Origin of the sequence: Blastopirellula sediminis (genome assembly GCF_020966755.1) — a bacterium.
Classification (GTDB): domain Bacteria; phylum Planctomycetota; class Planctomycetia; order Pirellulales; family Pirellulaceae; genus Blastopirellula; species Blastopirellula sediminis.
This window is the reverse complement of record NZ_JAJKFT010000009.1, coordinates 48,251-58,905: the sequence shown is the minus strand read 5'-3', so window position 1 is coordinate 58,905 and position 10,655 is coordinate 48,251. Positions and strand designations below refer to the sequence as shown.

Genomic DNA, 10,655 nt, shown 5'->3' with positions numbered 1-10,655 from the left:
TCATTCCGAACGAGCACCTTCTTCTATTTCTTGGGCGACTAGCTCGCCTTCAGCTTCTCGATTTCCGCCTTCGCGGCCGCAAGCTCTTGTTCAAATTTGGCCGTTTCGCTCGCATCGTCCGCCTGTTCTTTCGAACCGGCCAGTTGCTGCGTCAGCTTCTGAATCTTCTTATTCAGAACTTCGATTCGTTTCTTCGCCTTTTTATCCATCGTTGCGTCCAGGGCGTGCGAGAAGAGGATTTCTACCACTTAGTGTAACGGCATCGGCCGCTCGACGGGAGAGTCGCCGCTAGAGCATCGCTCGCAGCGCCTGCATCGCGGCGATCGACTCCATCCCTTGCAACCCGAAGCATTCATAGAGGAGCATGATCGCATTGTTGAAGTTGCTCAACATCAGCTCTTTGCGAATTTGCATCGCTTTGGTGACGATCTCGGCGTCTTCCAGATAACGCTGCAAGAAGACGCTCGCACATTGTTCGCCCCGTTGCGGTTCAACTTGCAGCAGTTCGGCTAAAATGCGACCGGCCTGCGATACGTCGCCGGCCTGGATCGACTGCATGAAGTGTTGAAAGTTGGCCGGCGTCTCCGGCGCCGGCAAGCTCAAGAGCTGCGGCGAGGACTCGTTTTGATGCGTGATCGGAGTCGCCTCGAACGAATAGGTCGCTTCCGCCGCCGCAACAACCGGCTCGTCGATCGCGTACGCTTCGTCTGTCTCGAAACTCGGGACGTCGGGCGGCAAGCTGGAGATCATCTGGTTCACATGAACCAGCCGGGAAGCGATCTGATCGTAGATCGTTTCGATATCGCTCAAAAAAGATTCGCCCCGAGCGTCCGACAGGATCTCTTCTTCGTTTTCGACGATTCGTCGTCGCAGCCGCGCGATCAGTTCGTCGCGGGCCTGCTTCAAAATCGTGATAGCGTCATGCGGTGGGTTCATGGCGAAGCGCTAAGCGGAGGGAGGGAATTGGCCAGTACAATGAGCCAGCCTCCCTGCAGCGGCGCAAACCCCACCTTAATCAAACCGGCGTCCGCTACGAACCATTTTCCACTGCAGAGGGGGAAGGTGCGTCCGATTGTTCCGGTTGCGCCGCCTCCGCTTCGCCTTTGGGCACGCGTTCGGCGATTTTTAATGCGCCCCCCATCAAAACGATCGAGATCGCCAATCCGGCGTTCAGCGACAACCAGAACCGCTCTTTCTCGCGGAATCGGGCTGCGTTTTCGCTTCGCCCGGTCAGCATGCTGGCGATGTAGAAGACGACCATTGCCGCCAACATTTTGACGCCGACGACCGGATGGTAGTACTTCTGCGGAAAGTCATACTCCGTCGCGATCAGCACCACGTTGATGATCCCGCTGACCAGCAGCAGAAACGCACAGATCATCACCCACTTCATCCAACGAGCGCGAACGCCGGCTTTCAACAATTCTTTTTGCTCGTCGGCCAGCGGATCGGTCGACGGCGCCAGCGCATATCGAGCGTAAACCGCTCCACCCACCATAATGGTCGCCGGAACGATGTGGGCCCAACGCAGCAGCAGATCGATCGCAAAAGTCATGGGGTCGCCTCGGGTGCGGATAAACGAAAACGTGTCTGTCGACGTCGCTATGATAGTCGCTTCGGGAAAATTGGCCACCTACGCCGGTCGCCAATTGCGGGCCATCTCGAGCGCTTCGTCGAGCGTCCCGATTTGGCCGACCAGCTGCGCATCACGAATCGCTTCCAAGAGTCCTTGGAAGTGGGGCCCCGGTTTCAGCCCGGACCGGATCAAATCGTCCCCGGTCGCAACCGGTTGCGGATTGAGTCGTTCAGCCGACCATTGCAGTCGCTCGCGGACGAACTCCAGATGTTCCATCGACTCCGATCGCGCCACGGTGATCGCTGTCGCCAAGTTCACCAGCTTTTCAATCCGCGGATCGATCAGCAAGCGTTGCAGTCGCGGCCACGGCAGATCTTTCGCGACTCGCAGCAAGTCGACGTGGCGCAACAGCCACTGCAGATCTTTCGTTTCGTCGTTGGTCAGTTTCCACCGCAGGCAAATCTCGACAAGCATCGGAACCGGTTTGCGCGGATCGACGGTTTCCAAGTCGCGAGCGGCGGCGTAGCGCAATAGCGCCGCCAGCCCGGTCGCGAAATCATGTCCCGGCAGGTAGTGCAGCGACCGCAAGGTTTCGGTCCAGCGCGGCGCATGATCAATGATCGGGATGATCTCCGGCAGAACGACCTGAAATAGCCACGAATCGCGCAGGAGCAATACCGCGTCGACCCGCCGCGACGAACAAATCATCTTCCGCATCTCAACGGCGATTCGCTCGGCGCTGACCACGGCGATGTTCCGTGCGTGTCGTTGGATCGCCAGCAGCGTGTTCATCTCGAGATCGAACTGAAACGTCGACGAGAAACGAATCGCCCGCAACATCCGCAACTTGTCTTCGGCGAAGCGTTCGTTCGGGTCGCCGATCGCGCGGACCAGACGTTCTCGCAGGTCGACCTGACCGCCGACGTAGTCGTAGATCACTTCGGCGTCGGGATCGTAGAAGATGCCGTTGATGGTAAAGTCGCGCCGCTTGGCGTCTTCCGCGGCCGAGGTAAAGCGGACCTGGTCGGGACGACGTCCATCGCTGTAACCGAGATCTTCGCGGAAGGTCGCCACTTCAATCTGGCCGCGGCGTTTTCCTCCCTGAACGGTGATCACGCCAAACGAGGCGCCGATCGCCAAGGTTCGCTTCTCACCGAAGATCTCTCGCACCCGTTCGGGAGGCGCATCGGTCGCAACGTCAAAGTCTTTCGGCGTGCGTCCCAGCAACATGTCGCGCACGCACCCTCCGGCCCACAGCGCCTGGTGGCCATGGTGTTTCAGCGTACGGACGACTTCAAGCGAGAAATCGCGTGCGTGATCGGGCGAGGGTACGTTCATGTCGTGCTAATTTTATCAAGTCCAGGGCAGGTCTGGACGGACCTTGGCCGATCCGACTACGATCGGTGTGTCTATTTTTGAGGGAAATCCTAGGAGCTCATCGTCCGATGTCCGACGCCCCGATCGAAATATCTGTGCGAGAAGTGAAAAATCTGCTCGATTCCGGCGACAAGTTTCTGCTGCTCGATTGCCGTCAGCAGAACGAATACGACTTCGCCAAGATCGAGGGCGCCGTCCTGATTCCGATGAACGAGCTGCCGGAGCGGATTTCCGAGCTGGAGCCGTTCCGCGAAACACCGCTGGTCGTCCATTGTCACCTGGGTGGGCGTAGCCTGCGAGTCACCCACTGGTTGCGGCAAAACGGGTTTCCCCAGGCCCAAAATATGACCGGCGGAATCACCCAGTGGAGCGTCGAAATCGACAAGTCGGTGCCGACCTACTAGGAGGTGGCGACCCGCAAAGTCAAGGTTCGCCCGCAAAATCGGCCTATTTTCGCCGCCGCTAGCGGAAGTTGCCCCGCGAACCCGATTCTCTTGGGAGGGGTCCTTTTCGCGAAACGATCGTCGATTATAATTCACCTCTTGCCAACGGCTCTCCGGAGCCAAGTAAAGCGAATTGCGGTCGACTCAGGCGCCAGCCTGAGAGCCACAACAAGCTGCCGAAGTGGCGGAACTGGCAGACGCGCTAGGTTCAGGTCCTAGTGGGGGTAAACCCCGTGGAGGTTCGAGTCCTCTCTTCGGCACTAAGAAAAAAGGCGGCCCAATTCGGGTCGCCTTTTTTGTTTTCTTGCCGCAGTTGCCGACGTCAAGTCTTAGCTCACCTCGACCGGCACTAACTCTTCACGCTTTACCGGCGGCAGATCGTCCAGTTCGTCACCCTCATCGTGATGCAGCTTCTGACCGCCGAGGCAGGCGTAGATCAGATAGAGAACCGGGACCAGGTACAGAACCAGAAAGGTCGACGCCATCAGGCCGAAGCAGAGGCTGACCGCCATCGGGATCAAAACCTGGGCTTGCAGCGAGGTCTCGAACAACAGCGGCGTCAAACCGGCGATCGTCGTGATCGAGGTCAACAACACCGGGCGGAAACGGCGGCGACCAGTGTCGATCAGCGCATCGTAGAGCGGCAGACCATCTCGGAGCCGATGGTTGATAAAGTCGACCAGCACGATCGAGTCGTTCACCACCACCCCGCATAACGCCACCAAGCCGAAGAAGCTGAAGAGCGTGAGCTCGAGCCCCAGCAACAGGTGACCACCGACGGCCCCGATCAAACCGAACGGAATCGCGATCATCACGATCAGCGGCTGGAAGTAGGAGTTGAACTCGATCGTCAGCAGCACGTACATCGCCATCATGGCGACGGCCGAGCCGATGAACAGACTGCCGAGCGATTCCCGCTGCTGTTCCTTCTGACCTTCCCAGCGAATCGTGACGCCGGGGTACTTTTTCATCAACTCCGGAACGTACTCATCCTTCAGGTTTTCAATGATCGCGTTGGAGTTGGCGACTCGCTGGTTCACGTTCGCCGAGACCGTAATCGAGCGTTTTTGATCCAAGCGATTGATTTCGCTCAACGGACGAACGATTTCGACATGAGCCAGCTCGGTAATCGGGCGTTCCGATCCGTCGCCGGTGCGGACCCGGATCTGATCGAACTCGGCCAGCGAGCGGCGATCTTCACGCGGGTAGCGAACCATCAATTTCACTTCGTGCCGTCCACGTTGCAGACGCATCACTTCGTCGCCGTAGTAGGTGGCCCGAATCGTTTCGGCCAGGTCCCGTTCGCTAACGTTCATCGCTTTGGCGCTATCCTTCAAGCGGAGACGCAGCTCCATCTTGCCAGGCGAAGAGTCGTCCTCGATGTCGTAAACGCCGGCCGACTTGGCCAATTCGGTCTTCACGTCTTCGACCGCCGCTTCCAGTCGGGCCATGTTGTCCGGATTGGTCAGCAGCTTGAATTCGATCTGCTTGCCGCCGGGGCCAATTTCCTGCGAGTCGAAGACGAGCGAATCGGAACCGACGATCGGCCCGGTCGCGTCGCGCCATTCGTCGACGATCTGCGAGCTGCTGACCGTCCGCGAACCGGGCGAAGTGAGCCGCACGACCACGGCGCCCAAGTGACTGCCAAACGCGTCGGTCGTCTGCCCGGGCCCTTGCCGGAGCTGAGCGAAGCCGACGTTGCGGCGGATCAACTGGACGACGGTCTCTCCTTCCGCTTCGTGATTCGCGTTGACTTGCCGAATCGCCGCTTCGATCTTTTTGGTCGCTTCGTCCGCCATCATCGCCGGCGTTCCATCCGGAAAAGCGACGTTGCAGACGATCGTTTTGCTGTCGAGCGACGGCATCAGGTTGAGCGGAACGAAGCCGGCGTACACCACCGAGATCGAAACCGCCAAAATCGCGATCGCCAGTGTGACGACGGTCACCGGATTGCCCAGCGAGAACCGGAGCCCCGGCTGATAAACGTGCTCAATAAACCAATCGAGCCGCGCCGAGGTCCAATCCCCCACTTTGTTGAACGCTTTACCAAGCGGGCGGAACGGATAGGCGAAGAAGTCAATCAGGTTGTTGACCAGGTCTTCTGAGTCGTCATCGTGCGCCAAGTGACACGGCAAAATGAAGGCCGCTTCCAGCAGCGAGATCACCAGAATCGCGATCATTGCCAGCGGCATCACCGCCATGAATTTCCCCATCACGCCGGCGACGAAGAACATCGGGATGAAAGCGAGAATGGTGGTCGCGATTGACATCGCCACCGAGGGCAACACTTCCGCCGTTCCGTCGACCGCCGCCCGATGGAAGCTCTTTCCCATCTCGCGGTGCGCGTAGATGTTCTCGCCGATCACGATCGCATCGTCGACCACGATACCGAGCGCCATCAGGAAGGAGAACATCGTCAGCATGTTGAGCGTCTGCCCGAAGTAAAGCAGGATCGCACAAGCGCCGAGCATCGAGATCGGGATCCCCATCGAGACCCAGAACGCGAGCCGCGTATTCATGAAGAGGGCCAGGATGACCAGCACCAGGATCAGCCCTTGCCAGCCGTTGGAGGTCAGCGTGTTCAGACGATCGCGAACTTCTTCCGACTGATCTCCCCAGGTAACCAGGCTATAGCCTTCCGGAATGACGTCGGCATGCTCTTTAACGAACTTCTTCACTTCATCCGTGATGACGAGCAAGTCTTCCTTCGACGTGCGATTGACCGAAATCGCGATCGTCGGGCGACCGTCGACGCGCTGGAACGAGGTGACGTCGTCAAAGTCGTCGCGAACCGTTCCGAGATCGCCAACCGCCAGCACGACGCCATCCGGAGTCTTGATCAGCGGCAGCTTGGCGATTTCGCGGCCGATATCCCGTTTGTTTTCACCGCGGACCAGCACTTCCTGCGAAGCGGTTCGGATCAAACCGCCGGGCATTTCCAAGTTTTCGTCACGGACGATCTCCGACACCTTCTTCAGCGTCAGGCCATAGCGACGGAGCGTCGCTTCCGCGATTTCGATATCAATCTGGTAGCTTTTGGCGCCGGAGATTTCGGCCTGGGAGACGTTCGGCAGCGCCAGCAATTCGACGCGCACCTCTTCGGCCAAGTCGCGCAGTCGCCATTCCATCTCGGCGCTGGGATGATCTGACTCCGGCCCGAGAACGCCGACCGTGATCGCCGATTCGCGCAGCGTGATCTGCTGCACTTCGGGATCTTCGGCCAACAGCGGAAAGCTGGGAATCCGTTCGACATCGCCGCGGATTTCGTTCAGTACCCGCTGGGCGTCGACGTCGGCGTTCAGTTCGAGAATCACCGCGCCGTAGTCGTTGGTCGCCACCGAGGTCATCTTCTTGATGCCGACGGTATCTTTGACCGCTTCTTCGATCTTTTCGCAGATGCCGCTCTCGACTTCTTCCGGGCTGGCGCCAGGATACGGCACGCGGACCAACACGATCTCGAGCTCAAACTCGGGGAAGGTCTCGCGCCGCAGCATGACGAAGCTGAGAACGCCGACCGCGATCACGCTGATCATGATCATATTCATCGCGGGCGTATTGCGAATCGCCCAGCGGACTAAATCACGCATATAGCTTAGCCTTCCACTTTCACCGGGAGACCGACTCGGGGATATCCCATCGGCGTAATCACGATCTGATCATCTTCGCGAAGATCAGCGTTTTCGCCGTTGATGAGCGCGTAGTCTTCTTGAATCACGAGCACTTCGACATGCTCGATCGCCAACTTGCCGTCCCGCACCAGCCACAACACAAACTGCGGACGGGACTCGTCAGTGTGGCCGCTCACCTTCGCCATCTGCTCTTCCGACATCGACTCTTTCAGCGCCTGGGCCGAGTAGAGGGAGAGGGCCGACTCCGGCACGCGCCAAATCGGCATGTCAGGCTGAACTTTGACTTTGACGTCGACGAACATCCCTCGTAGCAGCGCCGACGGACCGCGGGCCTTTACCAGTTGGCCATCAAGCCGGACTTGATCGGGGTTGGAAACGCGAATCAAAACCGGAGCGGTACGCGTCCGCTCATCAAGTCCAAGTCCGTCGAAGCGGGACAATACCCCTTCCCATTGATAGTGACGCCCGCCTAGTTCGTACGAAATGGTGACCGGCGCTTGCGGAAGCCGATAGTCTTCCGAACCGCGAGCGGAAAGAGGATCGACCGTTTTGCCGATCTGCTTGCGCCAGAGCCACGACAGTTCGTCCATTCGCAGGCTGCAGCGAACTTCGGCGGCGCTGGTGTCTTCGATCGTGTAGAGCGCGGAACCGACCGGCACATACGAATCTTGTTCGACGTTGTCGCTAATAATCACGCCGTTGACCGGCGAGACGACTTTCGTATGCTCAAAGTCGAGCTTCGCTTGCTCCAGCCGAGCCTGAGCCAATTCTTTGGCGCGTTCCAGACCTTGCTTGCGCGTCGACATGCTGCGGACCTGGTTTTCCAGTTGCAGCAATTGATTTTGGGCGGTGATCATCGCCTGCTGTTCGTCTTCGACCTGCGACGGCGTGGTCGCATTGCGAGCAAGCAACTGCTCCATCCGCTGGACCTGCTTCTTTTGCAGATCGACGTTCTGCTTTGAGAGGACGATCAGCTCTTGCGTGTTTTCGATTTCGACGTCCGTTTCGCGAATCGCGACGTCGGCCTGTTCGACTTCTTTCGTCAGCCGCTCGACTTCCAACGCATATTTGCGCGGATCGATTTCCAATAGCGGTTGTCCCTTGGCGACATAGGCGCCGGCCCGGAGCGAGTCGTCCCGAAACGTAATGCGTCCGGCGACCTCGGACGACAGATTGATCTCACGATAGGGAACGACGACGCCGTCGACGTGGAAGTTCAAACCTTCCTCGCTTTTGATGATCGGAGAGGTCGTCACCATCAGCAGGGGCCGTTCCACCTCCTGCTTTTTCGGCGGTTGGCGCATCATCACAACCGCGAAAATGATTCCCACCGCCGCGGCGATGATGGCTAGCGGCGTGATGACTCGCGTGATCGTGGATGCCGGCGAACTCGATTGTTCACTCATCTCAGAGATTTCCCTTTACGCTTGTTTCCGCCGAGTCGGACGCCAGTGCCTGACTCTCAAGCGGCGGGCCCCACTCGCCATGTTGTAGCGCGGTGAGGCCAAATCGGTAGATATATTCCGCCAATTCTTCCGTGCCAAAATGCTCATCCAGCATCTGTGGGGGGATGAGCATCTGCAGGACCGGCTGGTTGAACCGGTAAAACAAACATTGGCCGATCATGCTGAACGCCAACTGATGCAGTCGATATTCCGGCACATTCGGCCCGACGATCTCCTGCATGATCTCTACCAGCAGCTTGTGATGCGGCCGGAAAAACTCCTCCACCAACTCTTCCACCACGCCGGTCGGTTGCGAGAACTCGCGCATCATGAGCCGGTGATGGACGTTGGTGTCGGTCTTCGATCGCATCCGGAGAAGCGATACCCGGATGAAGTCCCGCAGGCGATTCTCCGGCGGTTCGTCCGGGCCCCAATTCGGCAGCGGGTACGCATCGTGCGCTCGCAGGTGGGCCTGCTTGAACACGGCCGAATAGAGCTTCTTCTTGTCTCCAAAGTAGTAATTCACGGCCGCCAGGTTCACGCCGGCTTTCGCGCAAATGTCGCGAATCGTCGCCGCTCGAAATCCCTTTTCAGAGAACTCTTCGAGCGCCGCGGCTAAGATCTTGCTGGTTGGGTCGTCGGTTGCCACTGACTAGCTCCGCTAATGGTATCCTTCCTAATTAAAACAAGCGTATGAAACAATTGTTTCAGGAAAAACGTCAACTGGGCAAGATTTACCGATTTATCACCCGAAACCATGAAAAAAGGCCCGGATAAACCGGGCCTTATGGATTTACGGAGGTGATGATGTATCAATTTGACATCACTTCTGAGTCAAATCGTAGATCATCAGCTTGTCTTGTTCTCGCAAGTACAACTTGCCATCCGCCACCACTGGGTGGGCCCAGCTTTCGCGTTCCTGGTACTCTGGCATGAACTTCCCTTTCAGGACGTATTCCTTCGGGGTCGCTTCGACCAGCGCCAGTTCGCCTGATTGATAGCGGAAGATGAAGTTGCCGTCGGCGTACAGAACGGCAGCCGAGCCCTTCCCTTCGCCGCGGATGTTGCCGCCCCACTGCACTTCGCCGGTCTTCATCTCGATGCAGATCGGGAAGCCTTCGTTGTGCTTGGTGCCGGCGTAGATGTAATCGCCCAGCTTCACCATGCCGCCGTGATGGTTCTGGAAGGTCTTCGGTTCGAGGAAGTAAACCTCTTCCGCGGTGACGCCGGCGCCATCCTTCGACAGCTTCACCAAACCGGCGCCGGTTTGATAGCCCGACGAAGCGAAGACGTAGTCGCCGTCGACGATCGGGGTCGGAATCACCGCCACATCGTTGGCGACCGGGTTGTAGTTGTAGAGGAACTTGCCGTCCTTGGCTCGTACGGCGACCAGGCCTTTGCCCGTCATCTGCACGTACTGCTTCACGCCGGCGCCGTTACCGATGACGATCGACGAGTAGCCAGCTTCCGCCTTTCCTTTGTCGCCCAGCTGCGCGTCTTTGGTCGCCCAGACTTCTTTGCCGGTCCGCTTATTCAGGGCCAGCATCAACGCTTGTTCCGATCCAGGGGTGCAAATCAGCAGATTGCCGTCAACCAGCGGCGATTCGGAGAATCCCCAGGCCGGACGCTTGGCGCCATATTCCTTTTCGAAGCTGCGGGTCCAGATCACCTTGCCGCTCTTGCGATCCAAGCAAGCGACCGTGCCGTCCGACAATACGACGTACAACTGGTCACCGTCAATCGTCGGAGTCGAACGGGAACCGCCGTAACCATGTTCCGGAATCGAGTCGGTGACCGGCGTCTTCCACGCAACTTTCTGGGTCGCCAGATCGACCGCTACCACCCCTTGCGACTTATCGAAGTTGCCGGTGGTGTAGAGCATGCCGTCGACAATCGAGACGCTGGCGAAACCGCCCCCCAATCCTTCGACCATGCCGAGCAGCTTCGGCTGCGCCGATTCCCAGTCCTTTAACAAACCAGTCGAATTCGCTTTTCCCTCACGATGCGGACCGCGCCACTGCAGCCAGTTCGGGTCTTCCGGTTTGGCCGCCCATGCGGACGAACCAAGAAGCGTCAGCGCGACCAGCGCAAAAATGCGTACCAATTTCATGCAAGATCTCCGAGCAGGCAGAGTGGTGGATGGAGCGAAACAGGCGGGAATGTCCGGATTACGTCGAAAAATCCA

General features: G+C 58.4%; 9 protein-coding genes and 1 tRNA gene. 2 read left to right on the top strand and 8 right to left on the bottom strand.

Going from position 1 to position 10,655, the window contains the following annotated elements:
- Positions 1–38: 38 nt before the first annotated feature.
- The 4 genes from LOC68_RS11370 to LOC68_RS11355 all read right to left on the bottom strand — a co-directional run bounded on the left by LOC68_RS11370 (position 39) and on the right by LOC68_RS11355 (position 2,914).
- Positions 39–209: a hypothetical protein gene (locus LOC68_RS11370; RefSeq protein WP_230218581.1), complete on the bottom strand. Its 171-nt coding sequence runs from the start codon at positions 207–209 to the stop codon at positions 39–41.
- A gap of 79 nt (positions 210–288) precedes the next feature.
- Positions 289–936, bottom strand: coding sequence for a hypothetical protein (locus tag LOC68_RS11365; protein WP_230218580.1), 648 nt, complete (start codon positions 934–936; stop codon positions 289–291).
- 94 nt (positions 937–1,030) lie between these two features.
- Positions 1,031–1,555, bottom strand: a complete 525-nt coding sequence (locus tag LOC68_RS11360) for a DUF2269 family protein (RefSeq protein ID WP_230218578.1) — start codon at positions 1,553–1,555, stop codon at positions 1,031–1,033.
- 78 nt (positions 1,556–1,633) lie between these two features.
- On the bottom strand, positions 1,634–2,914 hold the full coding sequence (locus LOC68_RS11355) for a CCA tRNA nucleotidyltransferase (protein WP_230218576.1): 1,281 nt from the start codon (positions 2,912–2,914) through the stop codon (positions 1,634–1,636).
- A 107-nt stretch (positions 2,915–3,021) separates the two neighbouring features.
- Here LOC68_RS11355 and LOC68_RS11350 point away from each other — a divergent pair, with 107 nt between their 5' ends.
- Both LOC68_RS11350 and LOC68_RS11345 read left to right on the top strand, forming a co-directional pair.
- Complete coding sequence (locus LOC68_RS11350; protein ID WP_230218575.1) at positions 3,022–3,357, top strand: rhodanese-like domain-containing protein; 336 nt, start codon at positions 3,022–3,024, stop codon at positions 3,355–3,357.
- A 214-nt stretch (positions 3,358–3,571) separates the two neighbouring features.
- Positions 3,572–3,656 (top strand) — tRNA-Leu (locus LOC68_RS11345).
- A 69-nt stretch (positions 3,657–3,725) separates the two neighbouring features.
- On the opposite strand, the gene LOC68_RS11340 is transcribed toward LOC68_RS11345, so the two are convergent.
- The 4 genes from LOC68_RS11340 to LOC68_RS11325 all read right to left on the bottom strand — a co-directional run bounded on the left by LOC68_RS11340 (position 3,726) and on the right by LOC68_RS11325 (position 10,580).
- Complete coding sequence (locus LOC68_RS11340) at positions 3,726–6,983, bottom strand: efflux RND transporter permease subunit (RefSeq protein ID WP_230218574.1); 3,258 nt, start codon at positions 6,981–6,983, stop codon at positions 3,726–3,728.
- Positions 6,984–6,988: 5 nt separating this feature from the next.
- The gene (locus LOC68_RS11335; protein ID WP_230218573.1) at positions 6,989–8,431 is read right to left on the bottom strand and encodes an efflux RND transporter periplasmic adaptor subunit; all 1,443 of its coding nucleotides are present in this window, start codon (positions 8,429–8,431) and stop codon (positions 6,989–6,991) included.
- A 1-nt stretch (position 8,432) separates the two neighbouring features.
- Positions 8,433–9,119, bottom strand: coding sequence for a CerR family C-terminal domain-containing protein (locus LOC68_RS28525; protein ID WP_230218572.1), 687 nt, complete (start codon positions 9,117–9,119; stop codon positions 8,433–8,435).
- Positions 9,120–9,293: 174 nt separating this feature from the next.
- Positions 9,294–10,580, bottom strand: a complete 1,287-nt coding sequence (locus LOC68_RS11325) for a PQQ-binding-like beta-propeller repeat protein (RefSeq protein WP_230218571.1) — start codon at positions 10,578–10,580, stop codon at positions 9,294–9,296.
- Between the last annotated feature and the right edge of the window lie 75 nt (positions 10,581–10,655).

Bases quoted from the DNA above. Each gene is read 5' to 3' on its own strand.
- LOC68_RS11355 (WP_230218576.1), bottom strand. From the start codon at position 2,914: ATGAACGTACCCTCGCCCGATCACGCACGCGATTTCTCGCTTGAAGTC.
- LOC68_RS11340 (WP_230218574.1), bottom strand. From the start codon at position 6,983: ATGCGTGATTTAGTCCGCTGGGCGATTCGCAATACGCCCGCGATGAAT.
- LOC68_RS11350 (WP_230218575.1), top strand. From the start codon at position 3,022: ATGTCCGACGCCCCGATCGAAATATCTGTGCGAGAAGTGAAAAATCTG.
- LOC68_RS11360 (WP_230218578.1), bottom strand. From the start codon at position 1,555: ATGACTTTTGCGATCGATCTGCTGCTGCGTTGGGCCCACATCGTTCCG.
- LOC68_RS11370 (WP_230218581.1), bottom strand. From the start codon at position 209: ATGGATAAAAAGGCGAAGAAACGAATCGAAGTTCTGAATAAGAAGATT.
- LOC68_RS11335 (WP_230218573.1), bottom strand. From the start codon at position 8,431: ATGAGTGAACAATCGAGTTCGCCGGCATCCACGATCACGCGAGTCATC.
- LOC68_RS11325 (WP_230218571.1), bottom strand. From the start codon at position 10,580: ATGAAATTGGTACGCATTTTTGCGCTGGTCGCGCTGACGCTTCTTGGT.
- LOC68_RS11365 (WP_230218580.1), bottom strand. From the start codon at position 936: ATGAACCCACCGCATGACGCTATCACGATTTTGAAGCAGGCCCGCGAC.